Consider the following 26,651-nt stretch of genomic DNA (forward strand, 5'->3'; position numbering starts at 1 on the left):
AGCCCATGACTTCCACCCCGGACTCGCTTTCCAACACCGCTGCCCGTGCCCGACTTCTGGAACTGATCAAGGAGCTCGCGGTTGTCCGCGGCAAGGTCATCCTGTCCAGCGGTGCCGAGGCCGACTACTACATCGACCTTCGCCGCATCACGCTGCACCATGAGGCCTCCAAGCTCGTTGGCCAGGTCATGCTGTCCCTGATCGACGACGCCGGCATCGGCTTTGAGTGCGCCGGCGGCCTCACGATGGGGGCAGACCCGGTGGGCACCGCCGTCATGCACGCCGCCGCCGACGCCGGCCGGACGGTCGACGCCTTCGTAGTCCGCAAGGCGCAGAAGTCCTACGGTATGGGCCGCCAGGTGGAAGGTCCGTCCGTCGAGGGCCGCAAAGTCCTGGTGCTTGAGGACACCTCCACCACCGGCGGCTCGGCCCTGACCGCCGTCGAGGGCGTCCGCAACGCCGGCGGCAACGTCGTCGCTGTCGCCGTCATCGTCGACCGCGACACCGGCGCCAAGGAAAAGATCGAAGCCGAAGCCGGCGTGCCGTACCTGTACGCCTTCAGCAAGGACGAGCTCGGCCTGAGCTGACCGGCCGCCCATGGTGGACGGCACACCCCGGGTGGCCTAGTATTTCCGTATCCCGGAACAGTCCCTTCACTTGGAGTACCCGTCATGCGCCCGTCGGATCAAGCCCTGAGCAGTGTTGAGCAGATCCAGAACCTCATTCTGGAGAGCGCTGATTTTGAAGACTTCCTCAACGAGCTGGCGCGGTACTCGGCGCACCAGGTGGCAGGCGACGGCGACGACGCCCTCTGCGGTATCACGCTGCTGAGGGACCGCAAGGCGGCGACGATCGGCTGGAGCAGCGACTCCGCCCGCGAGGTGGATGAAATCCAGTATTCGCTGTCCCAGGGGCCCTGCCTGACTGCTGCGAAGGAAGAACGGGAAGTCCACGTTCCGGATCTCTTCGAAGAAGACCGCTGGGGCCCTGACTACGCTAATGCGGTGGCTTCGCACGGGCTGCGTTCGGTGTTGTCGCTGCCCTTCAACCTGCAGGGGGACGCGAAGGCCGCTCTCAACCTCTACTCCGACGTTCCCCACAAGTTCAACGAGGTTTCCGCAGCCCGCGCCCGCGGATACACCCGGGAGATCTCCCAGGCCCTGCGCCTGGCGGTCAGGTTTTCGCTGCACACTGACAGCGCAACGAACCTCCGCGCCACGTTGGAATCACGGACCGTCATCGACATCGCCGTCGGCATCGTTATGGCGCAGAACCGGTGCAGCCAGGCGACGGCCGTGCGCATCCTCACCGATGCCTCGAGCCACAGCAACGTCAAGCTTCGCGACATCGCTGCGTCGCTGGTGAATTCGGTGGGAGGCGCCGAGGCCAGCACCCACTTCGAGGAGCCCGGGAAGGTCCAGACGGGGTAGCTTGGTTGCCGGCTGGTTGTGCGGCGGGACTAGCCGGGATAGGCTGTCGGAGGTTGAGCCGTCGGCCATAGACACCCCGTTTGGAGTACCTATGGACAACCAGCTTAATCCCCTCATTAAGATCGACGAGGCCGCCGGCACCGCCCGCATTGACGTCCGCGGGAGCCTCACCCTGCAGTCCCGCCCGGAGTTGATGCACCAAATCCAGCGTGTCCGCCGGATGGGCATCTCTTCGCCCATCACTGTGGATCTTTCCCACGCTGCCTTCGTCGAGTCATCCGCCCTCGCCGGACTTCGCTTCGACCTCAACGCCCTCGACGCGGGCACACGGCAGGTTGCCGTGACAGGCGCACCAGGGGTGTTCCTTGAGGTCATGTCCGCCCGCGACCACGCCGTGGCGGAATCGCGGCCTGACTTCACGGCGCTGACAAACCCGTCAGAGCTGTCCCAGGCGTTGGAGGAGGCCGGGCTCCGCCTGCTCTCCGACTACTCGCCTAGCGAGCTGCTGGCCGCGAGCGATTTGGTCTTCGGAATGCTGGACGATCCTGCGGGGCATTCCGGACATGAACTGCTGGCCCGGTACGAGGCAATCGGCGAGGAGATTGCTCGCCGGGAACCGGCCGACCCGGCCGAGAAACACGCCTCCAGCAGCTGACCAGGCGGCCAGGCGGCCCAGACCCCAACGTTCCGATCAACAGCCTGCCGGGCCGTGAGTCCTGCCGGGCATCTGAGCTGTGACTTGTGCTGCCCCCGCGGGCTGTGCCTAGGGTAGTTCAGTGCCGTATGAAGGGGCCGCCGGCCAGACGGGCCGGCAGAAGGCGCCGGGCGCAGACGCTGCCCGGTTGCTTTGGCGCGCCGCGAACCTCAAACGCTTCTCCCGCCGGACCTTCCTCACCGGAGCCGGCGCCTCCACTGTCCTCGCCGCAGACATGCTCTTCACGAAGCGCGTGCAGGAGGAGCGGCAGGTCCACAAGATCCTCGTGGTGGAGGACGACTTCGCGGAGAGCTACTTTCCGAACGCCAGCTGGATCCTGTTCCCCGGCTACAAGACAAGCTGGGAAGAGGCCCAGTGGATCCTCAACTCGCTCCGCGGGAGCCTCCGGCTGCGCGGCCAGCTCGCGGCGGCCGGGTATTCGAACCTCGGACTGGACATCGACCAGCTGGTCATCGCGGTGATTGAGCACGTCCGGGCTCGCAACCTCACCACGCTGTACTTCTACGGCCACAGCTTCGGCGGGATGGTGGCGACGCAGGTGGCAGCCCGGCTGCTGGAGCTGCACGGGGTCAAGGTTGAGCTGATCGTGCTCGACTGCAGCCCCTACAGCAAGTTCGACGTCCTGGACCAGAGCTGGTTCGACGGCGTGGTGTTCCTCTACGAAAGCGGCTTCCGGATCCCCTCCGTGCTGCGCGGGGGCTACGAGCTGGGGGAGCGGGTGGTCCACAAGGACGAGCGCTCGTGGCGGCAGATCCTCGACCAGACGCTGGAGCAGCTGTCCCCGATCGCACCCTCCAGCGTGCTGGTCCAGACTGAATCCGCCTACATCTACCACTTCGATGCCACGCGCTTTGCGGGCCAGATCGGCGATGCCCGCATGGCCTACATCGGAAATCCCCGGGACCAGACCGTCAACTACCGGACGGCCCGTGATTCCTGGGCGCACACGTTCGCCGCCAACATGGTCACAGCCGACCGGCAGACCACGGGCGCACTGCCGGCACACGCGAGCCCGGGCTGGAACCCGTTCGTGTACCGGCCCATCCTCGAGGACCTGGAGAACGAGATCTTCCCACTGCCCGGAGGCGGCGGGAAGATGACACCGTTCTAGATCTGGTTCTTGAGGTCCGCCACGGAGTTCAGCACCTGGTTGGGACGGAACGGGTAGGAGGCGATTTCGTCGCGCTGCGTGATGCCGCTGAGCACCAGCACGGTGTGCAGCCCGGCCTCCATGCCCGCGATGATGTCGGTGTCCATGCGGTCGCCGATCATCGCGGTGGTCTCCGAGTGGGCATCGATCTGGTTCATGGCCGAGCGGAACATCATGGGGTTCGGCTTGCCCACAATGTACGGTTCCCGGCCGGTCGCCTTCGTGATCAGCGCGGCGATGGCGCCCGTGGCGGGCATCGGACCGTCCTTGGAGGGGCCGGTAGCGTCCGGGTTGGTGGCGATGAAACGCGCCCCGGCGAGGATCAGCCGGATCGCCATGGTAATCGCCTCGAAGGAGTACGTGCGGGTTTCGCCGAGCACCACAAAGTCGGGGTTCTGGTCGGTGAGGATGAAGCCGGCCTCGTGGAGCGCCGTCGTCAGTCCTGCCTCGCCGATGGTGTACGCGCGGTTCCCGGAATCCGAGCCCTGCACCTGGTCCTTCAGGAACTGGGCCGTGGCCAGGGCCGAGGTCCAGATGTTCTCCTCTGGGATTTCCAGGCCGGAGGCCCGCAGCCGGGCGGCGAGGTCGCGCGGGGTGAAAATGGAGTTGTTGGTCAGGACCAGGAAGCGCTTTGAGGTGTCCACCCAACGCTGGATCAGTTCCGCAGCCCCGGGTACGGCCTGGTTCTCATGCACCAGGACGCCGTCCATGTCGGTGAGCCAGCATTCAATGTCCTGGCCGCTGCGGTACACGGCCGCCGATGTCTTTACCTTGTCCGCTTCTGCCATGTCTGTCCTTAACCGAGGTGTTTGCGTTCGGTGCCCAGTCTAGTGTTGAGGGGTGACGCAAACGCCCGGGACACCCGAACCGCAACCAGAACCATCCCAGCCGGAACAGAACGGGACGCCGGATCCAAAGCCGGAGGTCGGCGTCGGCCCCTGGGAAGGTGAATGGCCGGAGGGCGGCCACTGGGATCCGGACCTCCTGACCGATGGCGACCGGCGCAACGTCGTGGACAAGTACCGGTACTGGAAGCACGAGGCGATCGTCGCGGACCTGGATTCCAAGCGGCACGACTTCCACATCGCCATCGAGAACTGGCAGCACGACCTTAACATCGGCACCGTGGTGCGCACCGCCAACGCGTTCCTCGCCAAGGAGGTCCACATCATCGGACGACGGCGGTGGAACCGGCGCGGGGCCATGGTCACCGACCGCTACCAGCATGTCCGCCACCACCCCACAGTGGAGGACTTCGTGGCCTGGGCGCAGGGGGAGGGGCTGGCCATCATCGGGATCGACATCTTCCCCGACTCCGTGCCGCTGGAGACGTACGAGCTGCCGCAGAAGTGCGTGCTGGTCTTCGGGCAGGAAGGCCCGGGGTTGACGCCCGAGGTGCATGAGGCTGCGGAGGCCACCCTCTCGATCGAGCAGTTCGGCTCCACCCGGTCCATCAACGCAGGCTCGGCCGCGGCGATCGCCATGCACGCCTGGGTGCGCCGGCACGTGTTCGGCCAGCACGTCTGACTCCCGCCGAGATGGCGGCGCCGGCGCTCGGTGGCAAGTGTTACCGGGCTGGGTGACCCAAACCACGGCCCGGGGAAAGAAATGGCTAGGATGGTTCCTAGCCGACGAGGTTCACTCCAGGGTCAACAAAACCCGCAGACGAAATTCACTTTAGGAGTCAGCATGCCCATTGCAACCCCAGAGATCTACTCCGAGATGATCGACCGCGCAAAGGCGGGCGGCTTCGCATTTCCCGCCGTTAACGTCACGTCCTCGCAGACGCTGAACGCTGCGCTGCGCGGCTTTGCCGATGCTGAGTCTGACGGCATCATCCAGGTTTCCACCGGCGGTGCCGCGTACTGGTCCGGCGCCTCCACCAAGGACATGGTTGCCGGTTCGCTGGGCTTCGCCGCCTTCGCCCGCGAAGTGGCCAAGAACTACGGCGTAAACATCGCGCTGCACACGGACCACTGCCCCAAGGACAAGCTGGACGGCTTTGTCCTGCCGCTGCTGGCAGCGTCCGAGGCCGAGGTCAAGGCCGGCCGCAACCCGCTGTTCAACTCGCACATGTGGGACGGCTCCGCCGAGACCCTGCAGGAAAACCTGCGCATCGCCCGTGAACTGCTGGAGCGCACAGCCGCTGCCAAGATGATCCTCGAGGTCGAGATCGGCACCGTCGGCGGCGAGGAAGACGGCGTCGAGCACGAGATCAACGAGAAGCTCTACACCACGGTGGAAGACGCCCTGGCCACCATCGATGCCCTCGGTGCCGGCGAGAACGGCCGCTACATCACCGCGCTGACCTTCGGCAACGTGCACGGCGTGTACAAGCCCGGCGGCGTGAAGCTGCGCCCGGAGATCCTGAAGGACATCCAGGCCCAGGTCGGTGCGAAGATCGGCAAGGAAAACCCGTTCGACCTCGTCTTCCACGGCGGCTCCGGCTCCTCGGACCAGGAAATCGCGGACGCTGTTTCCTTCGGCACCATCAAGATGAACATCGACACCGACACCCAGTACGCCTACACGCGTCCGGTGGCGGACCACATGTTCCGCAACTACGACGGCGTCCTGAAGGTTGACGGCGAGGTCGGCAACAAGAAGACCTACGACCCCCGCGTCTGGGGTGCCTCGGCTGAAGCTGGCCTGGCAGCCCGCGTGGTCGAAGCCACCAAGCAGCTCGGCTCGGCCGGAAAGACCTTCTAGTCGTGTCCGACGAGTTCCGCAGGAACCTGATGGGTCCTGAGCCCACACTCCTGCCCGCCGAGACCGAGGTCTACCAGCACCTTGCGCTCGGTGCTGAGGCACTGGACCTCGTGGAAAAGCACCCCACGTCGTCGCTGTTGTGGGCCGTGCTGGCCGAGGAGGCGTGGTCGGAAGGCCGCACCATCGACTCCTATGCCTACGCCCGGGTCGGCTACCACCGTGGACTGGACTCGCTCCGCCGCAACGGCTGGCGGGGCGTGGGGCCCATCCCGTGGGAGCACGAGCCCAACCGCGGCTTCCTGCGGGCGCTTTACTCGCTGGGCCGCGCCTCCGCCGCCATCAACGAGGCGGAGGAACCCCAGCGCATCGAGAAGTTCCTCAACGACTCGGACCCCGCGGCCAAGGCTGCCATCGAGGGCAAGTAAAACAACTGAGTTAAATACGACGGCGGGCGGTCACCTTCTCCAAGGAAGGTGACCGCCCGCCGTCGTTCCCCATCCGCGCCCTCGCCTCGCAAGCTCGGCCAGGGAACCCTGCGGGCGTGGGCCCAAGGTTCAATCAGCAGGGGGGATTAGCTCGCCTTCGCCAGGCCGGTGCGGGCCATGGCGTCGGCGTAAGCCACGTGCATCTCGTCGAGGTACTGCTTCTGCCGCTCGGGGCTCCCGGCGAAGGAGCGGCCGCTCAGCGAACGGACCTTGTAGGTCTTGAGCCCCCGGCGCCAGAGCAGCGGAACCTCGGTCTTGAGCAGCAGGCCCGCGAGGCGGTTGGCCTCCGTGCCGTGGGCCACGATGACCGAGGCACGGGGGACCAGTGCCAGGAACTTCAGCAGCGGCTTGAGGCCGGCCTGAATCTGGTCGGGAGTGAACTTGCCGTTCGGCTCATCCGGCGTGTGCCACGGGTGGACGTTCCACGGCATGATGTACTCCGGCCGCAGGCCCAGCTTCCACTGGAGGCCAAGCATGCGGGTGGCAGCATCGTCGTCGCCCGGCATGATGAAGCCGGTGGGCGATGCCGTGCCGATGTTGGAGAAGAGGCTGATGATGCGGCATTCGTCGACGTCGTGCGCGGGGTCGACGTACGGCACCTGGGTGCCCGGCTTGGCGCTCTGCAACGTATCGCAGAGCTCATTGACAGCGGCAACGTTGGGCTCGTAACGGCGCCTTAGAAGCTGGTCATGGAAGGATTCGGTAGCCAGAGCGGTCATATGGTGCTGTGTCTCCTGCAGGTGGGTCGCGCCGCCGCGCCGCAGTCCGGCACGCCGCTGGCATGCCGAGTGCGGCGTGGTGAGAAATGAGATGTGGACCGGTACCTGACCGGTCCTTCCCAGTTTAGCAAGGCGTTCGAACCGCAGGGTCCCGCCCCGCGCGCCGCCGTGGCCGACACGCGGGGGACAGGGGCCTGCAGGGCAGTAAACGAGGGCTAAATCACTTCCAGAGCCGTTTGGTGGCGAGGCGTGCGCCTTCTCCCAGAGCCTCAAGCTTTGCGACGGCGATCTGCGGGTGGACCCGGCCGCCGAGACCGCAGTCAGTGGAGGCGATCACGCTCTGGCGTCCCACGAGCCTGGCGAAGCGTTCGATCCGGTCAGCCACCAGTTCCGGATGCTCCACGACGTTGGTGGCGTGCGAGACAACACCGGGAATGATGACCTTGCCCTCGGGAAGCTTGGTGTCTTCCCACACGCGCCATTCGTGCTCGTGCCGGACGTTGGCTGCCTCGAACGAGTAGCCGCCTGCATTGACCTGCAGGACGGAGCTGATGATGTCGGCAAACGGGATGTCCGTGGTGTGGGGGCCGTGCCAGGAACCCCAACAGACGTGGAGCCGGATCTGCTCCTGGGGCAGGTCGCGGAGTGCCCAGTTGGTGGCCTCGACCCGGAGCTGGATGAAGTTGAGGTAGTCCTCGAGGCTGGGCTCCGGGTTGATTTGGTCCCAGCTCTCCGCCAGCGACGGGTCATCGAGCTGTACGGTCAGCCCGGCGTCGATGATTGCCTTGTATTCCTCCCGCATGGCGTCGGCGCAGGCGTAGACCAGTTCCTCTTCGGTCTTGTAGTAGTCGTTGGCAACGCGTGCGCAGGAGCCCGGGGACAGTGACGCGACGAAGCCCTCGGTGAGGCCGGCTGCCTGCAGGCCGGTTTTCAGGTTGGTGACGTCCGACGCCACGAGATCCTGCCCGGTGTAGGTCAGCGGACCGGCGATCTTGGGCTGTGCCACGCTCTTGCGGTGGGCGAGGATCCCGGAGGAGGGGTCGTTGTAGGCGTCATTGAAATTCTGCCTGTCCCGGCGGTCCGGGAAGGAGGTCAGGACGATGTTGCCCGGCGTGGAACGGTGCACCTCGGCATCCGCCCAGCGGTCCACGTCGGTGGGCTCAAGGCCTCCGAGCCGCGCGAATGAGTAGTTCCACCAGGCGCCGTAGTCAACGCTGCTGGACATCGTGTGCCCGTATTCTCCGTCGTTGGGGATGTCGATGCCCAGGTCCTTTTGGCGCTGGACGATGTCCACCACCGAGGTTTCCAGCAGGTCCAGGAACTCGGGCGTGATTCCGTCGGCTTCCTTGGCGGCGTTGGCGGCGTTGGCGGCGATGAGCTCCGGGGTGCGGGGCAGGGATCCGGCGTGGGTGACACGGATGTGGTCGGTGTTCAGTGACAAGGCAGGGTTTTCCTTTCCATCGGCCGCCCGGGATGGTTCACTCTCACTTAAGTCTCCGGTTGGAGACGGTGGCAAATCGCAGACGGAATGTGTCGCCGGAATCTGCTGTCCGGGCGAAAGACCAAAAGCCATACTTTTGCCCCTCATCCGCTAAACTTGGGTGGTAAGAGCCCCGGAACTCTTGCGTCCCTTCCCCGGTCAGCGCCGCGGGTTCGGGCGGCGAATTCGGGGCATTCTCATGAACGGCGCCTACCTCCGGTTGAAGCACCTCGGTGATCCAGCCGGGCTAGGCCCGAACGAATGGGGGAGGATCCCATGCCAGCAATCGTGATCGTCGGAGCCCAGTGGGGCGACGAAGGAAAAGGTAAGGCCACCGACCTGCTTGGCGGCCGCGTCGACTACGTGGTGAAGCCGAACGGCGGAAACAACGCCGGGCACACCGTCGTCGTAGGCGGTGAGAAGTATGAGCTCAAGCTCCTTCCGGCCGGCATCCTCAGCCCCAACGCCGTCCCGATCATCGGCAACGGCTGCGTCGTTAACCTCGAGGCACTTTTCCAGGAGATTGAGGGCCTCGAAGCGCGCGGCGCGGACACCTCCAAGCTGCGGGTCTCCGCCAACGCCCACCTGGTGGCCCCGTACCACCAGGTGCTGGACAAGGTCACCGAACGCTTCCTCGGCAGCCGCGCCATCGGCACCACCGGCCGCGGCATCGGGCCAACGTACATGGACAAGGTTGCCCGCCTCGGGATCCGCGTCCAGGACGTGTTCGACGAGTCCATCCTGCGCCAGAAGGTCGAAGGGTCGCTGCGCCAGAAGAACGAACTCCTGGTCAAGGTATACAACCGCCGCAGCATCGAGGTGGATGAAGTGGTCAACTACTTCCTCTCCTTCGCCGACCGGCTACGCCCCCTGGTCATCGACAGCACCCTCGTGCTGAACACCGCCCTGGACGAGGGCAAGGTGGTGCTCATGGAGGGCGGCCAGGCCACGTTCCTCGACGTCGACCACGGCACCTACCCGTTCGTCACCTCCTCGAACCCGACGGCGGGCGGCGCCTCGGTGGGTTCGGGCATCGGCCCCACCCGCATCTCGCGGTCCATCGGCATCATCAAGGCGTACACCACCCGCGTCGGTGCGGGCCCGTTCCCCACGGAGCTGTTCGACGAGATGGGCATGTACCTGCAGAAGACCGGCGGCGAATTCGGCGTCAACACCGGACGCCCGCGCCGCTGCGGCTGGTACGACGCCGTCCTGGCCCGCCACGCCTCCCGCGTGAACGGCTTCACCGACTACTTCGTCACCAAGCTGGACGTCCTCACCGGAATCGAACAGATCCCGGTGTGCGTGGCCTACGACGTCGACGGCGTCCGGCACGACGAAATGCCCATGACCCAGACGGAATTCCACCACGCCAAGCCCATCTTCGAATACTTCGAAGGCTGGACCGAGGACATTACCGGCGCCCGGACGCTGGCTGACCTGCCCGAGAACGCCCGCAACTACGTGCTGGCCCTCGAGAAGCTGTCCGGCACGCGCTTCTCCGCGATCGGCGTCGGACCGGACCGCGACCAGACCATCGTGGTCAACGACCTGATCAACGACTGACGCCGGAAGCGTCCGGCAGCAACAGCTCAAACAAGCAGTTCCCGACGGCGGCGGGTCACCTTACGGTGGCCCGCCGCCGTCGTGCGTTCAGGGCAGAAAACATCACGTCAGAAAAAAGTTTCCGGGACCGCGTAACCTGCCGGCCCCCTGCTGCGATTACGTATATGTAAGCGCCGGGCAGGAGGCCGTCCCCCATCGGCCTCCGGCCCGGCCTTCAATCAACCAAAGGATTTTTTTCTGATGAAGAGTGTTAGCAAGACCACCAAGATTGCTGTCGCAGCCGCCATCGTCGCTGTTGGAGGTTTCTCCAGCATCGGACTGGCCAACGCTGCCCAGGTTTCCAGCTCGCAGCACGCAGAGGTGACCCCCGCTACGCCCGCCACTCCGGCTGTTCCTGCCACCCCCGAGGTTCCGGCAGTGCCCGCCGTCCCGGCCACCCCGGAAACCCCGGCGGTTCCCGCCGCCCCGGCCGCCAAGGCCAAGGCTGCCGGCGAAGCTGCTGACGCAGCCGACGCCGCAGTGGAAGCTAACAAGGACAACGCTGCCGCCAACGCCAACGCCAACGCCAACGCCAACGTCGCCGCCGGAGACAAGGCTGCAGGCGCCAACGTGAGCGCCGCCATCCCCGCCACCCCTGCTGTTCCCGGTGGCGCCGGCGTTCCGGCCGCCCCGGCCCTTCCCGCCACCCCGGCTGTGCCGAACGTTGCGGACCACGTGGCCAAGCCGGCCGCACCGTCCGTCGCTGCAGACGCTGACGTCAAGGCTGATGCTGCTGCAGATCTGCCCTCCGGCAAGTAGTTCACAGCACGCGAAACAGGGCGTTCCCCGAATAGGGGCGTGAGGTGTGCGGCGGCTAGGCTTACTACCGCCGCACACCTGCAGTAAAGGGAAGGACCGCTCCTTGGCAGCTCAGCTGACCGACGACGAATTGTCAGCAGCCCTGTCTGGCGACCCTTCCGGCTTCAGCGCCGTCTACAGTGTCATTTCCCCTGCCGTACTGGGTTATTTCCGGGCCCGCGGGGTGGACGACGCCGAAGCCCTCACACAGGACGTCTTCGTGGATGTCCTGCCCAAGCTCAGCAATGTCAGGGGCGGCCATTCCGGGCTGCGGACCTTCATTTTCTCCGTGGCGCACGCCCGGCTCGTGGACCATCACCGCAGGTCCGCGAGAACGCCGCAGCTTACCGAATTTGACCCGCTGCTGGATGAGCGCCGGTCGAGTTCCGCCGAGGACGAGGTGCTCGGTTCGCTGGGCGGAATCACCTCTTCACTTGCCATGCTCAACGACGACCAGCGGGAAGTGCTGGTCCTGCGAATCGTCGCGGACCTTTCGGTGGAACAGGTGGCCGGCATCATGGACAAGACCCCGGGGGCCATCAAACAGCTCCAGCGCCGTGGGCTCATCGCCCTGCGCGAACTCGTCAAGGAAAAGGACCACGCAGCATCATGAGTGTCACGCCGGCAGGCCGCGAAGAGGGAGAGATCCAGGCGATCCTCCTGGATTCCGGGCTCGAAGACGACGCCGATCTCCGCAGGTCCCTCGAAGAACTGCGCGGGCTCGCCCAGGACTCAGCACCGCAACCGCGCGCTGATCTCGCCGCCCTGCTCGCCCACGGGACATTCGCTCCAGACGTACCCGCTCAGGAATTGGCCATGCGGCGCGCCGCCGCCAACGTGGCGAGCCTTGAACTGCACCGCCGCAACCGGCAACGGCGGATGGGCTTTGTGGTGGGCGCCGCGGTGGTCGGTGCCATGGGGCTTGGGGCCGGCGCTGTCGCTGCCTCCAGCGAGGACTTCCGCAACAGCGTGGGCCACACTGTGGTCCGGATCTTCCAGCCCACCAGCGAGACGACCGCGCCGACGCCGGTGCCCACGTCGCCCGCCGACATTCCGGCGGCTCCGGCGCCGACTGTTGCGGCACCCAAGCCATCGGTTACCGGACCGGCTGCTTCGCCGTCGGAACCCGTGACGCCCGCCCAGACGGATCCGGCTCCCTCGAAGGGTTCATCGAACTCCTCGGCGGCAAACGGTTCCTCCCGCGACGCAGCGAAAAGCCAGGCCCCGACTCCGGGCCGGCCCAGCCAGCTGCCCACGGTCCCCGGAACCGGCGTGGCGCCCAAGCTTCCGGCCAAGCCGCTGCCGGCAGTGCCCACGCTGCCGGGCGGCGTGCCGACCGTTCCGGCCAAGCCGGTCCCCGGCACGCCCTAGAGGGAGGCGCCCCTAAGCTGGGCCGCCCCCATGCGGGGCCGCCGGAGCCCGGCCTTACAAAGTTTTTGAAAAAGTTTTGGAATCCGCGTAACCCTTTCGGGTTCCCTGTCGATTACCAAAGTGAGAGTGCCGGGCTGGAAGTTGTCCCCCATCAAATTCCAGCCCGGCATTTTTATGCCAGGACCTGGCGCTTCGAGGAGATCACTCCCGTATCGAACCCGGCCAGGTGGAGCCCGCCGTGGAAGCGGGCGTGCTCGATCTTCACGCACCGGTCCATCACCACGTTCAGTCCCGCGGCCTCGGCATCCTTCGCCACGCCCTCATGCCACGAGCCGAGCTGCAGCCACAGCGTTTTGGCGCCAGCGGCGACGGACTCGTCCAGGACGCCCGGCAGGTCGTCGTGCTTGCGGAACACGTCCACGATGTCCGGGCTCTCCGGCAGGTCCGCCAGTGAGGCGTAGGTCGGCTGGCCGAGGATCTCCTTGACCACGGGGTTCACGAAGTACACCTTGTACCGCGTCGAGGACTGCAGATAGGTGGCCACGAAATAGCTCGCCCGGGACGGCTTGTCCGAGGCACCCACGATGGCAATCGACTTCGCCTCACGCAGCAGGTTCAAACGCTCCGGCGCGGAGGGACCGGCCCAGGTTCTCTCAGTGGCGCTCATGCCCGTGCTCCAATCGTGCAGGAATCAGCAGGTTCTTCGAGGACGACGGCGTCCTCCGCCGTCGCGCTCTGCGCTTCGGTAAGCGCCTGGTCCAGATCCCAGAGGATGTCCTCGAGGTCCTCCAGGCCAACGGAGATGCGGACCAGGTCCTCCGGAACGCCGGCGGATTTCAGCTGCTCATCGCTGAGCTGCTGGTGGGTCGTCGAGCCGGGGTGAATCACCAGGGTGCGGGCGTCGCCCACGTTGGCCAGGTGCGAGGCCAGTTCAAGGGACTCAATGAACTTCTGGCCGGCTGCCCGGCCGCCCTTCACGCCGAAGGAGAACACGGAGCCCGGCCCGAGAGGCAAGTACTTCCGGGCCCGCTCGAAGTGCGGGTGGGAGGGGAGTCCGGAGAAGTTCACGTACGCCACGCGTTCGTCGGCCTCGAGCCATTCGGCCACGGCCTGGGCGTTTTTCAGGTGCTCGTCCAGGCGCTGGGGGAGGGTTTCCACGCCCTGCAGCAGCTGGAATGCGGACTGCGGGGAGAGGGCGGGCCCGATGTCGCGCAGCTGTTCACAGCGCAGCTTGGTGAGGAACCCGTATTCGCCGAAGTTGCCCCACCAGGAAACGTTGCCGTAGGAGGCCACGGGCTCGGTCATGGTGGGGAACTTGCCGTTGCCCCAGTTGAACCGGCCGCTCTCCACGATGACGCCGCCCAGGGTGGTGCCGTGGCCGCCGAGGAACTTCGTGGCGGAGTGGATCACGATGTCCGCGCCGTGCTCAATCGGCCGCACGAGGTACGGCGTGCTCAAGGTGGCGTCGACGACGAGGGGGATGCCGGCGTCGTGCGCCACCTTTGCCAGGGCCGCCAGGTCCTGGACCTCCGACGACGGGTTGGCCACCACCTCGACGAAGATCGCCTTGGTGTTCTCCCTTACGGCCGCCGCGTAGCCGGCGGGGTCGGTGCCGGGGACGAACGTGGTGTCCACGCCGAAACGGCGCAGGGTCACGTCAAGCTGGGTCACCGTGCCGCCATAGAGCTGGGACGCCGCCACGATGTGGTCGCCGGCCTGGGTGAGGGCGGCGAAAGTGATGAACTCCGCGGCCATGCCCGACGACGTCGCAACAGCGCCGATGCCGCCCTCCAGCGAGGCGATCCGTTCCTCGAACGCCGCCACCGTGGGGTTGCCGATGCGGGAGTAGATGTTGCCGTACTTCTGCAGCGCGAAAAGGTTGGCGGCATCCTGGGTGTCCTTGAATACAAAGGACGTGGTCTGGTAAATCGGAACGGCGCGGGCGCCGTGCTCGGCGTCGGGAGTGCCGCCGGCGTGCAGTGCGCGGGTGCGGAACCCGAATTTGCGGTCAGCCATCAGACAGTCACCAGCCCGGTAGTTGAGCCTGTCGAAACCGACGGAACCCCGGACAAGTCCAGCTCCGTGCCGTTCTTGAGGGCCAAGTCGGCCTCAAGTTCACGGACGATCGGCAGGACGTCGCGGCCGAACGCGGCGACTTCCTCCTGGAAGTGCAGGTAGCCGGTCAGGAACAGGTTCACGCCGATCTTCTTGTACTCAACGATGCGCTCGGCGATCTGCTCCGGGGTGCCGATCAGCTGGGTCTTGAAGCCGTCGTTGTACTGAACCAGGTCCTCGAACGTGGAGTCCGCCCACATGCCCTTGCCGTCCTTGGTGGACGCTCCGGCTTCCTGCACGGCGTCGCGGAAGCCCTGGACCGCCGGCTTGTGCGCCTTCTCCACGACTTCACGGAGGGTGTCGCGCGCTTCCTTCTCGGAGTCGCGGGCGATGACGAAGCCGTTGAGGCCGAACCGGGGTGCGGCCAGCGCGCCATCGGTGCCCCGCTTGGTCTCACCGGACGCAGCCACGACGCCGGCGATGTTCTCCTTGAAGCCATCAAGGTCCTTGCCGTTGGAGAAGTACCAGTCGGCGACGCGGCCCGCGGTGGCCTGGGCCGCCGTCGAGTTTCCGCCGAAAAAGATCTCCGGGTGCGCTCGTCCCGGAACCTCTACGGGGGCGGGGTTCAGGGTGAAGTCGGTGATGTTGTAGTACTTGCCGGCCTGGCTGTAGTCCTTCTCGGTCCACAGTCCGCGCAGCACCCTGATGAATTCCTCAGTGCGGACGTAGCGTTCGTCGTGCTCCAGCCATTCGAGGCCGAAGTTGGTGAACTCGTTCTTGAGCCAGCCGGAGACGATGTTGACGGCAGCGCGTCCGTTGGAGATGTGGTCCGCGGTGATGATGTACTTGGCCAGCACGCCGGGGTGCCACATGCCCGGGTGGACGGCGGCGATCACCTTGAGGCGTTCGGTGGCGGCGAGCAGGGCGAGGCTGAAGGACGTCGCTTCGTGCTGCTTGTCGGCGCCGTAGGATGCGGCATAGCGGGTCTGCGTCAGGGCGTACTCGAAGCCGGATTCCTCGGCGATGCGGGCCAGCTTCTTGTTGTAGTCGAAGTCCCAGCTGGTGCGCTGCTCGATGGTGGAGACCACCAGGCCGCCGGACACGTTCGGCACCCAGTAGGCGAACTTCAGCGGTTCGGAAAGACGGGCTACGTTGCTGATGTCGTTCATGATCGTTCCTTTACTTCTGCCCGGAGTTGGGGTTTCCGGGGACGGCGGTAGCGCGGCGGTGCAGCGCATCCTGGATACCGGCAATGGCCGGCTCGTTCTGGAGTGAGGTAGTGTCGCCCAGCGCGGTGCCCTCGAATAGCTGGGTCAGCAGGCGGCGCATGATTTTGCCGCTGCGGGTCTTGGGTACGTCAGGGACAACGACGACGTCGCGTGGCTTGGCGATCGGGCCGATCTCCTTCGCGACGTGGTTGCGGAGTTCATCGGCGGTTGCGCCCGCAGAAACACCGCCCTTCAGAACCACAAAGGCGACGACGGCGTGTCCCGTCTTGGGGTCCGCGACGGGACAGACGCCCGCTTCCACCACGTCCGGGTGGGTGACGAGGGCGGACTCGATCTCGATCGTGGAGAGCAGGTGGCCTGAGACGTTGAGCGTGTCGTCAACCCGCCCCAGGATCCAGATGTCGCCGTCGTCGTCGTACTTCGCGCCGTCGCCGGCAACGAACCAGCCCTGCTCCGCGTACTGGCTCCAGTAGGAGTCAAAGTAGCGGCGCGGGTTGCCCCAGACTGTCCGGGCGATGGCCGGGCCCGGCTGGTCCACGACAATGAAGCCCTGCACACCGGGGGCGGTGCGGTTTCCGGCCTCGTCCACCACGCGGGTGCTGACGCCCGGGAGCGGCCGGGCAGCGCAGCCCGGCTTGAACTGGGTGTCCGTGGGCGCAGGGGACATGATGGTGGCACCGGTTTCAGACTGCCACCAGGTATCCACCATGGGTGCGGTGCCTGCGCCGAGGTTGTTGCGGAGCCAGCGCCACGCCTCCGGGTTCACGGCCTCGCCCACGGTGCCCAGCAGGCGGATGGAGGAGAAGTCGTAGCTGTCCGGTACGCCGTCCGGGAACCAGCCCATGAGCGAGCGGACCAGGGTGGGCGCCGTGTAGTACTGCGTGACACCGTAGCGTTCGATGATCTCGAAGTGCCTGCCGGGATGCGGCGTGTTGGGCGTACCCTCGAAAATCACCTGCGTGACGCCGTTGGAGAGCGGGCCGTAAATCTCGTAGGTGTGCGCCGTGACCCAGGCGAGGTCGGCGGTGCACCAGTGCACGTCCTGGTCCCGGAGCGCCGGATCCGGGTTGCTGAACAGGTGCTCGAAGCTCCACGATGCCTGGGTCAGGTACCCGCCGGAGGTATGCACCAGGCCCTTGGGCTTACCCGTGGTGCCGGAGGTGTACATGATGAAGAGGGGAGTCTCGGCGTCGAACGCCTCCGGTTCGTGGATGTCGGAGGCGGGTTCGACGACGTCGTGCCACCAGACGTCGCGGCCTGCGGTCATGGGAACCGTTGCGAGATTTTCGGGGGCCGTGGTGCGGTTGATGACCAGGACGCGCTCAATGGCGTTGTCCCCGGCGACGGCGGCGTCTGCGTTGTCCTTGACCGGCACCGCAACGCCGCGGCGGAACTGGCCGTCCGTGGTCACCAGCAGCTTCGCGCCGGTGTCCTCGACGCGGAACCGCAGTGCCTCGGCGGAGAACCCGCCGAACACCAGGGAGTGGATGGCGCCGATCCGGGCCACGGCGAGGGTGATGATGACCGTTTCCGGAATCACGGGCAGGTAGATGACCACGCGGTCGCCCTTGGTGATGCCGAGGGACAGCAGCGCGTTGGCGGCCTTGGACACTTCACGCTGCAGTTCGGCGTAGGTGATGGCGCGGCGGTCGCCCGGTTCGCCCTCGAAGAACAGCGCTACTTTGTCCCCGCGGCCGGCTACGACGTGGCGGTCCACGCAGTTGTATGCGACGTTCAACCTGCCGCCGTCGAACCACTTGATCTCGGGTCCGCGGCCGGCTTCGACGTCGGCGGGCAGCCAGCTGTGCGCCGTGTGCCAGGGCTTGTGGGCGCCGTGGTTGTGGTTGCCAGGATCCTGCGTGCCCGGTTCCTGGCCGCCGGGGCGCTGGCCGCCAGGGCGCTCGGCCCAGTCCAGCCGGAGGGCCTGTTCCTCCCAGAAGGCCACGTTGCCGGCGTCGACAACTTTGTTCGGGCCGACAATGGGGGTGGTGCCGCTGTGACGCGCCGGCCCGTCGGTGGGGACGCCGTGCACTGCGCCGTCCGTAGGCTCGGTCGAGGACCATCCCGAAGAGCCGCTGGAGGAGCCGGGCGCGTCACGCAGCCCTGCTTCGTTCGCCGTCGCGTCCGAAGTGGTTTGTGGGGTTGCCTCGGACGGAATCCGGGCAAGGGTGGGCAGGGCAGAAGTATTCTCTGGGGTCATTGCAGCACTCCATCGGTCCTGGCAGTAGCACCCTAGTCCTCCGCCGGAACGGAAAAACAGTGACATGGGAATGGTCGTCTCACGTCACCGGGGTTGCTGCGGCTTCATCGATCCAGGTCTCTCGGCCGCTCGGGATGGTCACTACCTACTAGAGCCGAGTTGCAGGATTTCTCAAAATTGGCGCCCTCAGAGCTGTAATATTCGTTCATCACGGCCGCAGCAGCTGCCTGCCATCCATATATTCGGAAAAGACCGCTGATTAGCTCAGGAGTAGAGTTGATACATGGCTCACGAAAACGATCCGGCGGTTGTCGACCGACTCATGCGAACGAAGGGCACTTGGGCCATCGTCGGCCTGACCCGGAATGAGTGGCGCTCGGCGTACGACGTCTCGCTGTTTGTCCGCGACCGCATGGGCATGGAGATCATCCCGGTGAACCTGCCGGGCGACGAGGTGCACGGGGAGAAGGGCTACCGTTCCCTCTCCGAGATTCCGGCGGAAAAGCACCCGATCGACGTCGTGGACTGTTTCGTCAATTCGCAGAAGGTAGGGGCCGTGATCGACCAGGCCATCGCCGTCGGGGCCAAGGCAGTGTGGCTGCAGCTCGGCGTGTTCGACGATGCCGCCGTGGAGCGCGCGAAGGCCGCCGGGCTGGACGTCGTCGTGAATTCCTGCCCTGCCCGCGAAGGGTGGCGCGTGGGCATCTAGCCCGTGTAAGGCTCCGGTTCAGGGCCTCATCAGCCGGGGGTAGTGACGCTCGGTCACGTCCGGGTGGGCACGCATCCGGCCTTTGAGCATGTTCAGGCCGAACGAGGCGAGCAACGGGTTGGTGGGGTCGTCTGAGATGCCGCGCGCCTGGGCCTTGAGTTCCGCCGGGAGGGGCACCGGATCGATCACCGCGTCAAGGCGGGGCGACCAGAAGAACGGCACGGAGTAACGGTCCACCCCGGGCGGCGGAGCTTTGACCCGGTGGATGGTGGCGGCCAAATAACCCTCGGTGGCCACTTCGAGCATTTCGCCCAGGTTCACCACCAGCGCTTCGGGGATGGGTTCCACCGGTGCCCATTCGCTTGCGCCGGGAGGCAGTACTTCGAGGCCGCCCACGTCATCCTGGAGCAAGAGGGTCACAAATCCGTAGTCCGCATGGGAGCCCACGCCCTGGTCGCCGGCCGCTTCCACCACACCGCCGACATAATGGACCAGCTTGCCCATCCAAGCGGGGGTATCCCGGAAGGGCTCGTCGAAATAGTTCTCCGGCTGCTTGAGGGACACGGAAATGGCCCGCATGAGCTCCGCCCCCACCATGGACATGAGCTCGGCCCAGGCCATCGCCGCCTGCTTCAGCTCCGGCATGGACTCCTCGGGCCACAGGTTGTGGCCTTGCAAGAGCCAGTACGGCTGCTCGGGCGGATAGTCCTGCACGGGCTCCCGGTCGGGTGAGTAGTCAATCTGCTCGCGTGCATCCGCTCTTCCCTGCGTGACCTCTGTGCCCATCCTGGTGTAGCCGCGGAAATGCGGGGACAGCCGGTTGTCCAGCTGCATCCGTTCCTCGAGGGGCAGGTCGAAAAAGCGCCTGATCGTCGCCAGCAGCTCCTTGGCCTGGCCGGGCGCACCGCCGTAGCCGATGACCTGGAAGAAACCGACGCGGTGCGCCGCATCGCGGAGTTCTTCAATGAACTCCGGGTTGAACGAACCGTCCGCCCGGCGGGCGGAGCCGAGATCCAGTACAGGTATGGTCTCCCGGGCAGCTGCCATAGTCGCAGACTAGCACCGCCGGGAAAGGGTTTGTAGGCTCGCAGCATGGATCAAGCCGCCCTGAGAAAAATCTGCCTGTCGTTTCCGGGCGCCTTCGAGGACTTCCCGTTCGGGCCCGAAACGTCGGTATTCAAGGTCAGGGCGGCGGTGTCCGGTGGGGCGCGTCAGGAGGCCAAGATGTTCGCCGCCTCCGCCATGGATCCTGATGACTGGTCGGTGAGCCTCAAGTGCGAGCCTGCCCTGGCCGAACAGCTCCGTGCCGTGCATCCGGAGATTACCGGGGCGTGGCACATGAACAAGACGCACTGGAACGGCGTCCGGCTGGACGGTGCACTGCCGGACGACATGGTCCGGGACATGGTGGAGGACTCCTACGACCTCGTGGTTGCCTCACTGAGCCGGAAACAGCGGGAGCAGCTCGGCTGGGCCGGGCAGGTGCGCAATGGCTGAAAAGCGGCTGGCACGCGGTGCCCTCAACTACGCGGAGATCGGCGCCACCGAGCGCGGGGGGTCGCCGGCAGGCTACCGCCGGGTGGCGTCCCGCACCTATCTCGGAGAGGGCACGGACGTGTACCGCCGGGTGGCCCAGGGGATCTTGGCCTGGGAACTGCAGCGGCGGTCCGGGCTGCGCGTCCGGACCGAGTCCGACGTCGCCGTTCCCGGCACGCGTGTGGTGAGCGGATTCGGCGTCGGGCCCTTCCGCCTCAACGCGCCCTGTGAGGTGGTGTGGGTGCACCGTCCCGCGCCGGGCGGCGGACCGCAGACGGCCGGCTTCGGCTACGGCTCCCTGCCGGGTCACCCGGTGCGCGGTGAGGAGTCATTCGTGGCCGAAATCGACGCCCAGGGCAGGGTCTACCTCAGCATCACTGCATTCAGCCGGCCGTCCAACTGGTTCTATGCTGCCGGCGGCGCGCTGGCCCGCCGCGCACAGCGCCTCATGACTTCCCGATACATTGAAGGTGCACGCCGACTCGCCGCAGGTGAAAGCTGATCAGGAGAGGTACATGCTGGACCAAAAGAGCCTTGACCTTTTGTGGAACTTTGAGGATCCGAAGCTGTCCGAGCAGCGTTTCCGGGACGCGCTGGCCGACCCCCGGTACGACGCCGACGAACGGGCCGAACTCTCCACGCAGCTGGGGCGGGCCATCGGGCTTCAGGGCCGCTACGAAGAGGCCGATGCCCTGCTCGACGCAATTGACGGTGACGAGCCGACCGTGGGTGTCCGCGTCCTGCTGGAGCGCGGGAGGGTCCTGAACTCGAGCGGGCACGCGGCCATGGCGGTGCCCCTGTTCGAGCAGGCCGCCGAGCTCGGCGACCATCTTGGCGAGGAGTTCCTGGCCGTGGACGCACTGCACATGCTGGCCATCGCCGACTCCGCCCACGCGGAGCTCTGGACCCGCAGCGCCCTGGAGTACGCCTCGACGGTCCACGACGAGCGGACCAAGCGCTGGATGGTGGCGCTGCACAACAACCTGGGCTGGACCCTGCACGGAGCAGGCCGGCTCACCGAAGCCCTCGTGGAGTTCCAGCTGGCCGAGCAGTGGGCCGAACGCGTCGGAACCCCGGCCCAGCAGAAGTATGCCCGCGAGGCCATCGAGGAGTGCGAGCAGGCGCTGGCCTCCGGCTCTTCCGTGCAGAACGCACAAACCCAAGGAAAGGCATAAATCCCATGATATTCATCGTCGTCAAGTTCAAGGTCAAGCCAGACTGGTCCGATAAATGGCTCGGCCTCGTGGCTGACTTCACCGAGGCCACCCGCCAGGAGCCGGGCAACCTGTGGTTCGACTGGTCCCGCAGCGTGGACGACCCCAACGAGTTCGTCCTGGTCGAAGCGTTCATGGACGATGCCGCCGGGGACCATGTCAACAGCGCCCACTTCAAGAAGGCCATGGCGGACATGCCGCAGGCCCTCGCGGAGACCCCGCGCATCATCAGCCGCCAGCTCGACGGCGACGGGTGGGACGCGATGGGCGAACTCACCATCTAAACCCTGTCGGCTGCACCGTAACCGCCCTTTTGAGCCCTCAAAACGGCACTTACGGAACAATCGCTAGCATTAACGCCATGTGGATCGGCTGGATCGAATTCGACATCCTCCTCGGCGACGTGCATAGCCTTAAGGAGAAGCGGTCCGTGGTGCGCCCGCTGCTGGCCGAGGTCAAACGGCGCTACGAGGTCTCCGTGGCTGAAGTGGGGGACCACGACCAGTACCGGCGCACGAGGATCGGCGCCGGTCTGGTTGCCGCGGACCGGGCGCACCTCGTGGAGGTGCTCACCGCCGTCGAACGCTTTGTGGCCTACCGCCCCGAGCTGGAACTGCTAAGCGCCCGGCAGCGGGAGATCCACAGCGAGGACTAACGCCCACGTCTGAACACCATCGAGTGTTCCGTAACCGCCCTTTTGACGCGCCATAAGGGCGTCTGCGGAGCACTCGATTGGGGCTGTGGATAACTTCTGCGCGGCCGGAAGCCTTTCTGTTCTTATGTAGCCATGAAAACCGCACGCCCATTGCCGAACAAATTCCAGGACCGGCCGTTCACCGTTGGTGAGGCCGGCCGCGCCGGCATTACCTCGAAGCGGCTCCGGCACCGTTCGCTCATCGCGTTGGGCAGGGGTATCCGTGCAGCAAGCCCGACGGCGGAGCTCCCCTTGAGTATCCGGGTGCGGCCCTTCATCGAGGTCAATGAGCGATGCGCCGCATCGCACCTCACCGCGGCGGAGCTCCTCAACCTGCCGCGCCGACGGCGGAAAGAGGTATCCCAAATGTACGACGTCATTAGGCCCGAAGGAGCGGCCCACCTGAACCGGCCGCACGTCATCGTGCACCGGATGAAGCTCTACGACGACGAAGTCACGGTTCTCGACGGCATCCCCGTCACCACGCCGGAACGCACCTGGCTGGACATGGCCGAAATGCTGACCGTGGACGAACTCGTGGCCATGGGCGACAGTTGTGTCCGCGTCCCGCGTCCGGAACTGGAGGGCCGGGACCAGCCGCTGTGTACCCTGGCGGACCTCCAGCGCATGATCGATAGGCACAAGGGTAAACGGGGGCTCCGCAAGGCGAAGGAGGCCCTCAGGCTGATCCGGGTGGGCGCGGACTCACCGCAGGAGACCCAGCTCCGGCTGGCGATCGTGCGTTCGGGGCTTCCGGAGCCGGAGCTGAACGTGCCGATCCTGTCCGACGACGGCGGACGGCACCATGAGCCGGACCTGTCCTACAAGCAGTACCGCGTCGGCATTGAGTATGAGGGGGAGCACCACGGTGACGAGCTGCAGATTGAGCGGGACATCGCGCGTTCAGAGCGGTACTCAGCACTGGGCTGGACGGAAGTCCGCATCTCAAAACGTCACATGCTCAACGACGGCAAAGCGGCGGTAGCCAAAGTCCGCAGTGCGCTGGTTCAGGCCGGCTGGCGGCCCGGCCGTTAAACAACGAGTGCTCCGTAACTGCCCTTCTGAGGGTTCATAAGGGCAGTTACGGAGCAACCGACGCACGGGCCCACGCCGCCCGGGTTCCCTGGCCGAGCCTGCGAGGGTAGGGCGGCGGTGGGGACTAGCCGAAGTACTTCGGCAGCGTGGCCTCGTGGGCTTCGCGGAGGGCGTCGAGGGCCAGGGTGTCCACGCCGTTGATCTCCAGCTGTCCGCTGGCTGCGTCCACCACGCCGATGCGCAGGTGCTCGAAGCCGCGGGCGGTGCACATGTCCTTGAAGCGGACTTCCTCGGAGCGCGGAACGCTCACGACGGCGCGGCCCTGGGTCTCGGAGAACAGCGCGGTGAAGAGGTCCACGCCGTCGCGGTCCAGGACGTCCTGCAGTGCGATCCGGGCGCCCACGCCGTAGCGCAGCGACGCTTCCACGAGGGCCGCGGCAAGGCCGCCTTCGGAGAGGTCGTGCGCGGAGTCCACCATTCCGTCGCGGGACGCGTTGATCAGGATCTCGCCCAGCGCACGCTCGGCCTCGAGGTCGACCTTGGGCGGCAGGCCGCCGAGGTGGCCGCGCAGGTTGGACCATTCGGAGCCGTCCAGCTCGGCAGCCGTGGTGCCCAGCAGGTAGATGGCTGCGCCGTCTTCCCGCCAGCCCGACGGCGTGCGGCGGGCGACGTCGTCGAGCTTGCCCAGCACTGCCACCACGGGGGAGGGGTGGATCGGCGTGGTGCCGGTCTGGTTGTACAGGGAGACGTTGCCGCCGGTGACCGGGATGCCCAGCACCATGCAGGCGTCGGAAAGGCCGCGGATGGCTTCGGCCAGCTGCCACATGACGTCCGGGTCCTCGGGGGAACCGAAGTTCAGGCAGTCGCTGACAGCCATCGGCACGGCGCCGGACGTGGCCACGTTGCGGTAGGCCTCGGCCAGTGCCAGCTGGGCGCCGTGGTACGGGTCCAGGTAGGTGTAGCGGCCGTTGGCGTCGGTGGCCAAGGCAACGCCCAGGCCGGATTCCTCGTCCACGCGGACCACGCCGGCGTCGTCCGGGAACGCCAGGGCGGTGTTGCCGCCGACGTACCGGTCGTACTGGTTGGTGATCCAGGACTTGTCGCACATGTTCGGGGAGGCAACGAGCTCGGTGACAGCCGCGGCCAGTTCCGCCGGGGCGGAGGGACGGCCGGCGTCCTGGTCGGACCCGGTGAAGGAGTCGGCCTGGAGGGCGTCCTGCCACTCGGGGCGGGCGAACGGTCGGTCGTAGACCGGGCCGTCGTGGGCCACGGTGCGCGGGTCGACGTCGACAATGACTTCGCCTTCCCACGTGATGATCAGGCGGCCGCTGTCGGTCACCTCACCCAGCCAGGCGTACTCCACGGCCCACTTGTCCATGACGGCTTCGAAGGCCTCGACGTTCTCCGGCGTCACCACGGCCATCATGCGTTCCTGCGACTCGGACATCAGGATCTCGCCCGGGGTCAGCGTGGGGTCGCGCAACAGGACAGAGGTCAGCTCGACGTTCATGCCGCCGTCGCCGTTGGAGGCGAGCTCGGACGTGGCGCAGGAGATGCCAGCAGCGCCGAGGTCCTGGATGCCCTCAACCAGCGAACCCTTGAACAGTTCAAGGCAGCACTCGATCAGGACCTTTTCGGCGAACGGGTCGCCCACCTGGACCGCGGGCCGCTTGGACGGCTTGGTGTCGTCGAAGGACTCGGAGGCGAGCACCGAGGCGCCGCCGATGCCGTCGCCGCCGGTGCGTGCACCGAACAGGACCACCTTGTTGCCCTTGCCGGAGGCGTTGGCCAGCCGGATGTCCTCGTGGCGCATGACGCCCACGGCCAGGGCGTTGACCAGCGGGTTGCCCTGGTACACGGAGTCGAAGACCATCTCGCCGCCGATGTTCGGCAGGCCGAGGGAGTTGCCGTAGCCGCCGATGCCGGCGACCGCGCCGTGCATGACGCGGGCGGTGTCCGGGTGGTCGATGGCGCCAAAGCGCAGCGGATCCATCACCGCAACCGGGCGGGCGCCCATGGAGATGATGTCGCGGACGATGCCGCCGATGCCGGTGGCGGCACCCTGGTAAGGCTCAACGAACGACGGCGAGTTGTGCGACTCGATCTTGAACGTCACGGCCCAGCCGTCGCCCAGGTTGGTGACGCCGGCGTTCTCGCCGATGCCCACCAGCATGTCCTTCTTCATCTCGTCGGTCACCTTGTCGCCGAACTGGCGAAGGTGGTTCTTCGAGGACTTGTAGGAGCAGTGCTCGCTCCACATCACGGAGTACATGGCCAGCTCGGCGCCGGTGGGCCGGCGGCCCAGGACCTTGACGATCTCGTCGAACTCGTTCTGCTTCAGGCCGAGTTCGGCCCACGGCAGTTCGGTGTCCGGCGTCTTGGCCGCGTGCTCGACGGTGTCGATGTTGAACTTCTTGGTCTCGGTGATCGAGCTTGTTGAGATCTCGGTCATTAGTTCGCTCCCACAATCTTGTTCAGTACCGAGGTGAAGAGACCGAGGCCTTCGGTGTCGGACCCGCCGATACCGTCCAGCGACTCGGGGCCGAAGCCCACCTCCACGGCGTGCTCCGGGTGCGGCATGAGGCCCACCACGTTGCCGGCGGCGTTCGAGATGCCGGCAATGTCGCGGCGCGAGCCGTTCGGGTTGAAGCCCACGTAGCGGAACACCACGCGGCCCTCGGCCTCGAGGGCGTCGAGGGTCTTTTCGTCCGCAATGTACTGGCCGTCCTGGTTCTTCAGCGGCACCGTGATTTCCTGGCCCGCGGCGTAGTCCCCGGTCCAGTAGGTGCTGTTGTTCTCGACCCGCAGCACCTGGTCGCGGCAGATGAACTTCAGGTGGTCGTTCTTGATCATGGACCCGGGCAGCAGGTGCGACTCGGTCAGCAGCTGGAAGCCGTTGCAGATGCCGAGCACCGGCAGCTTGGCGTCTGAGTTGGCGGCGTCGATGATCTTGGACATCAGCGGGGCGAAGCGCGCGATGGCGCCGGCGCGCAGGTAGTCGCCGTAGGAGAATCCGCCCGGCAGGATGACGGCGTCGACGTCGCCCAGTTCGGAGTCTCCGTGCCAGAGCTCCACGGGCGTGCCGCCCGCAAGCCGGACCGCACGGGAAGCGTCCCGGTCATCCAGGGTTCCGGGGAAAGTGACGACGCCGATCCGCGCACCTGCGAGCCTGCGAGCACCAGGAGCGTCGGCGGCGACGGCGATTGCCTCGCCGATCAGGGGAAGTTCAGTCATCTCAGGCCTCGACGACCTCGACGTTCACGACGTCCTCGATCACCGGGTTGGACAGCAGGGTTTCGGCGGCATCGCGGGCCTGGGCCAGGATTTCCTCGGTCACCTCGCCGTCAACGGTCAGTTCGAAACGCTTGCCCTGGCGTACAGAGCTAAAGCTGGTGAAGCCCAGGCGGGGGAGTGCTCCCACGATGGCCTTCCCCTGCGGGTCCAGAATCTCGGGCTTGGGCATGACGTCGACAACGATCCGGGGCATCCGGTAACTCCTGTGCGTGTGCATTGGGTA

General features: G+C 66.3%; 29 protein-coding genes. 18 read left to right on the plus strand and 11 right to left on the minus strand.

From position 1 onward, the window contains the following. Nucleotides 1-5 precede the first annotated feature (5 nt). From pyrE to ACHMXB_RS20115, 4 genes are all read left to right on the plus strand, one after another. Nucleotides 6-587, plus strand: coding sequence for an orotate phosphoribosyltransferase (gene pyrE, locus ACHMXB_RS20100; RefSeq protein ID WP_395401297.1), 582 nt, complete (start codon nucleotides 6-8; stop codon nucleotides 585-587). A gap of 84 nt (nucleotides 588-671) precedes the next feature. After that, nucleotides 672-1,430: a GAF and ANTAR domain-containing protein gene (locus ACHMXB_RS20105; RefSeq protein ID WP_395401299.1), complete on the plus strand. Its 759-nt coding sequence runs from the start codon at nucleotides 672-674 to the stop codon at nucleotides 1,428-1,430. Nucleotides 1,431-1,521: 91 nt separating this feature from the next. Further along, nucleotides 1,522-2,085 (plus strand): hypothetical protein, encoded by a 564-nt coding sequence (locus tag ACHMXB_RS20110; RefSeq protein WP_395401301.1) that lies wholly within the window; start codon nucleotides 1,522-1,524, stop codon nucleotides 2,083-2,085. 121 nt (nucleotides 2,086-2,206) lie between these two features. After that, nucleotides 2,207-3,256, plus strand: coding sequence for a thioesterase domain-containing protein (locus ACHMXB_RS20115; protein WP_395401303.1), 1,050 nt, complete (start codon nucleotides 2,207-2,209; stop codon nucleotides 3,254-3,256). Here ACHMXB_RS20115 and ACHMXB_RS20120 read toward each other — a convergent pair. Then, nucleotides 3,253-4,083, minus strand: coding sequence for an HAD-IIA family hydrolase (locus ACHMXB_RS20120; protein ID WP_190604379.1), 831 nt, complete (start codon nucleotides 4,081-4,083; stop codon nucleotides 3,253-3,255). The genes ACHMXB_RS20115 and ACHMXB_RS20120 overlap by 4 nt on opposite strands. A gap of 52 nt (nucleotides 4,084-4,135) precedes the next feature. Between ACHMXB_RS20120 and ACHMXB_RS20125 the strand changes: the two genes are divergently transcribed. The 3 genes from ACHMXB_RS20125 to ACHMXB_RS20135 all read left to right on the plus strand — a co-directional run bounded on the left by ACHMXB_RS20125 (nucleotide 4,136) and on the right by ACHMXB_RS20135 (nucleotide 6,429). Further along, nucleotides 4,136-4,822 carry a TrmH family RNA methyltransferase gene (locus ACHMXB_RS20125; RefSeq protein WP_395401305.1) on the plus strand — a complete coding sequence of 229 codons (687 nt, stop codon included), beginning with the start codon at nucleotides 4,136-4,138 and terminating at the stop codon, nucleotides 4,820-4,822. A gap of 162 nt (nucleotides 4,823-4,984) precedes the next feature. Continuing rightward, a complete protein-coding gene (gene fbaA, locus ACHMXB_RS20130) occupies nucleotides 4,985-6,004 on the plus strand; it encodes a class II fructose-bisphosphate aldolase (protein WP_190604383.1) in 1,020 nt (339 codons plus the stop codon). A 2-nt stretch (nucleotides 6,005-6,006) separates the two neighbouring features. Next, nucleotides 6,007-6,429 carry a DUF3151 domain-containing protein gene (locus tag ACHMXB_RS20135; RefSeq protein ID WP_395401308.1) on the plus strand — a complete coding sequence of 141 codons (423 nt, stop codon included), beginning with the start codon at nucleotides 6,007-6,009 and terminating at the stop codon, nucleotides 6,427-6,429. Nucleotides 6,430-6,575: 146 nt separating this feature from the next. Here ACHMXB_RS20135 and ACHMXB_RS20140 read toward each other — a convergent pair whose 3' ends face one another. Together ACHMXB_RS20140 and ACHMXB_RS20145 are read right to left on the minus strand one after the other, a co-directional pair. After that, a complete protein-coding gene (locus ACHMXB_RS20140; RefSeq protein ID WP_395401310.1) occupies nucleotides 6,576-7,208 on the minus strand; it encodes a uracil-DNA glycosylase in 633 nt (210 codons plus the stop codon). A gap of 220 nt (nucleotides 7,209-7,428) precedes the next feature. Continuing rightward, nucleotides 7,429-8,649 (minus strand): cobalamin-independent methionine synthase II family protein, encoded by a 1,221-nt coding sequence (locus ACHMXB_RS20145; protein WP_395401312.1) that lies wholly within the window; start codon nucleotides 8,647-8,649, stop codon nucleotides 7,429-7,431. Nucleotides 8,650-8,964: 315 nt separating this feature from the next. Here ACHMXB_RS20145 and ACHMXB_RS20150 point away from each other — a divergent pair, with 315 nt between their 5' ends. From ACHMXB_RS20150 to ACHMXB_RS20165, 4 genes are all read left to right on the plus strand, one after another. Continuing rightward, entirely contained in the window at nucleotides 8,965-10,254 is a 1,290-nt protein-coding gene (locus ACHMXB_RS20150; protein WP_395401314.1) for an adenylosuccinate synthase, read from the plus strand. 240 nt (nucleotides 10,255-10,494) lie between these two features. Next, nucleotides 10,495-11,052 carry a hypothetical protein gene (locus tag ACHMXB_RS20155; protein WP_395401316.1) on the plus strand — a complete coding sequence of 186 codons (558 nt, stop codon included), beginning with the start codon at nucleotides 10,495-10,497 and terminating at the stop codon, nucleotides 11,050-11,052. Between the two features lie 103 nt (nucleotides 11,053-11,155). Beyond that, nucleotides 11,156-11,704 carry an RNA polymerase sigma factor gene (locus ACHMXB_RS20160; RefSeq protein WP_395401318.1) on the plus strand — a complete coding sequence of 183 codons (549 nt, stop codon included), beginning with the start codon at nucleotides 11,156-11,158 and terminating at the stop codon, nucleotides 11,702-11,704. Next, a complete protein-coding gene (locus ACHMXB_RS20165; protein ID WP_395401320.1) occupies nucleotides 11,701-12,462 on the plus strand; it encodes a hypothetical protein in 762 nt (253 codons plus the stop codon). Before ACHMXB_RS20160 ends, ACHMXB_RS20165 begins: the two co-directional genes overlap by 4 nt. 172 nt (nucleotides 12,463-12,634) lie before the next feature. Here ACHMXB_RS20165 and ACHMXB_RS20170 read toward each other — a convergent pair whose 3' ends face one another. The 4 genes from ACHMXB_RS20170 to acs are packed head-to-tail and all read right to left on the minus strand — an operon-like array spanning nucleotide 12,635 to nucleotide 17,946. Continuing rightward, entirely contained in the window at nucleotides 12,635-13,129 is a 495-nt protein-coding gene (locus ACHMXB_RS20170) for a CoA-binding protein (protein WP_395401322.1), read from the minus strand. Beyond that, nucleotides 13,126-14,478 carry an O-acetylhomoserine aminocarboxypropyltransferase/cysteine synthase family protein gene (locus ACHMXB_RS20175; RefSeq protein ID WP_395401324.1) on the minus strand — a complete coding sequence of 451 codons (1,353 nt, stop codon included), beginning with the start codon at nucleotides 14,476-14,478 and terminating at the stop codon, nucleotides 13,126-13,128. Before ACHMXB_RS20175 ends, ACHMXB_RS20170 begins: the two co-directional genes overlap by 4 nt. Further along, nucleotides 14,478-15,686, minus strand: coding sequence for a dimethylsulfone monooxygenase SfnG (sfnG, locus tag ACHMXB_RS20180; RefSeq protein ID WP_395401326.1), 1,209 nt, complete (start codon nucleotides 15,684-15,686; stop codon nucleotides 14,478-14,480). The genes ACHMXB_RS20175 and sfnG overlap by 1 nt, the downstream gene beginning before the upstream one ends. A gap of 10 nt (nucleotides 15,687-15,696) precedes the next feature. Further along, on the minus strand, nucleotides 15,697-17,946 hold the full coding sequence (gene acs, locus ACHMXB_RS20185; RefSeq protein WP_395401328.1) for an acetate--CoA ligase: 2,250 nt from the start codon (nucleotides 17,944-17,946) through the stop codon (nucleotides 15,697-15,699). A gap of 283 nt (nucleotides 17,947-18,229) precedes the next feature. Here acs and ACHMXB_RS20190 point away from each other — a divergent pair, with 283 nt between their 5' ends. Then, nucleotides 18,230-18,655 (plus strand): CoA-binding protein, encoded by a 426-nt coding sequence (locus ACHMXB_RS20190; RefSeq protein WP_395401330.1) that lies wholly within the window; start codon nucleotides 18,230-18,232, stop codon nucleotides 18,653-18,655. Nucleotides 18,656-18,673: 18 nt separating this feature from the next. Here ACHMXB_RS20190 and ACHMXB_RS20195 read toward each other — a convergent pair whose 3' ends face one another. Next, on the minus strand, nucleotides 18,674-19,702 hold the full coding sequence (locus tag ACHMXB_RS20195) for an isopenicillin N synthase family dioxygenase (RefSeq protein WP_395401332.1): 1,029 nt from the start codon (nucleotides 19,700-19,702) through the stop codon (nucleotides 18,674-18,676). Between the two features lie 45 nt (nucleotides 19,703-19,747). On the opposite strand from ACHMXB_RS20195, the gene ACHMXB_RS20200 reads away from it, so the two are divergent. The 6 genes from ACHMXB_RS20200 to ACHMXB_RS20225 all read left to right on the plus strand — a co-directional run bounded on the left by ACHMXB_RS20200 (nucleotide 19,748) and on the right by ACHMXB_RS20225 (nucleotide 23,134). Further along, nucleotides 19,748-20,152, plus strand: coding sequence for an MmcQ/YjbR family DNA-binding protein (locus ACHMXB_RS20200; RefSeq protein ID WP_190604409.1), 405 nt, complete (start codon nucleotides 19,748-19,750; stop codon nucleotides 20,150-20,152). Beyond that, on the plus strand, nucleotides 20,145-20,693 hold the full coding sequence (locus ACHMXB_RS20205) for a DUF1990 family protein (protein WP_395401334.1): 549 nt from the start codon (nucleotides 20,145-20,147) through the stop codon (nucleotides 20,691-20,693). Before ACHMXB_RS20200 ends, ACHMXB_RS20205 begins: the two co-directional genes overlap by 8 nt. Nucleotides 20,694-20,706: 13 nt before the next feature. Continuing rightward, complete coding sequence (locus tag ACHMXB_RS20210; protein WP_395401336.1) at nucleotides 20,707-21,366, plus strand: hypothetical protein; 660 nt, start codon at nucleotides 20,707-20,709, stop codon at nucleotides 21,364-21,366. A gap of 5 nt (nucleotides 21,367-21,371) precedes the next feature. Next, nucleotides 21,372-21,689, plus strand: coding sequence for a putative quinol monooxygenase (locus tag ACHMXB_RS20215; protein ID WP_395401338.1), 318 nt, complete (start codon nucleotides 21,372-21,374; stop codon nucleotides 21,687-21,689). A 77-nt stretch (nucleotides 21,690-21,766) separates the two neighbouring features. Then, on the plus strand, nucleotides 21,767-22,060 hold the full coding sequence (locus ACHMXB_RS20220) for a DUF503 domain-containing protein (RefSeq protein WP_076798976.1): 294 nt from the start codon (nucleotides 21,767-21,769) through the stop codon (nucleotides 22,058-22,060). 132 nt (nucleotides 22,061-22,192) lie between these two features. Beyond that, a complete protein-coding gene (locus ACHMXB_RS20225) occupies nucleotides 22,193-23,134 on the plus strand; it encodes a hypothetical protein (protein WP_395401340.1) in 942 nt (313 codons plus the stop codon). Nucleotides 23,135-23,258: 124 nt separating this feature from the next. Here the strand turns inward: ACHMXB_RS20225 and purL are convergent, their stop codons facing one another. The 3 genes from purL to purS are packed head-to-tail and all read right to left on the minus strand — an operon-like array spanning nucleotide 23,259 to nucleotide 26,621. Beyond that, nucleotides 23,259-25,586 (minus strand): phosphoribosylformylglycinamidine synthase subunit PurL, encoded by a 2,328-nt coding sequence (gene purL / locus ACHMXB_RS20230; RefSeq protein ID WP_395401342.1) that lies wholly within the window; start codon nucleotides 25,584-25,586, stop codon nucleotides 23,259-23,261. Beyond that, nucleotides 25,586-26,368, minus strand: a complete 783-nt coding sequence (gene purQ, locus ACHMXB_RS20235; protein ID WP_395401344.1) for a phosphoribosylformylglycinamidine synthase subunit PurQ — start codon at nucleotides 26,366-26,368, stop codon at nucleotides 25,586-25,588. The genes purL and purQ overlap by 1 nt, the downstream gene beginning before the upstream one ends. A gap of 1 nt (nucleotide 26,369) precedes the next feature. Further along, entirely contained in the window at nucleotides 26,370-26,621 is a 252-nt protein-coding gene (gene purS, locus ACHMXB_RS20240; protein ID WP_015935902.1) for a phosphoribosylformylglycinamidine synthase subunit PurS, read from the minus strand. Between the last annotated feature and the right edge of the window lie 30 nt (nucleotides 26,622-26,651).

The sequence above is a fragment of the Arthrobacter sp. UC242_113 genome (genome assembly GCF_044054585.1).
In the GTDB taxonomy this organism is placed as follows: Bacteria; Actinomycetota; Actinomycetes; order Actinomycetales; family Micrococcaceae; genus Arthrobacter.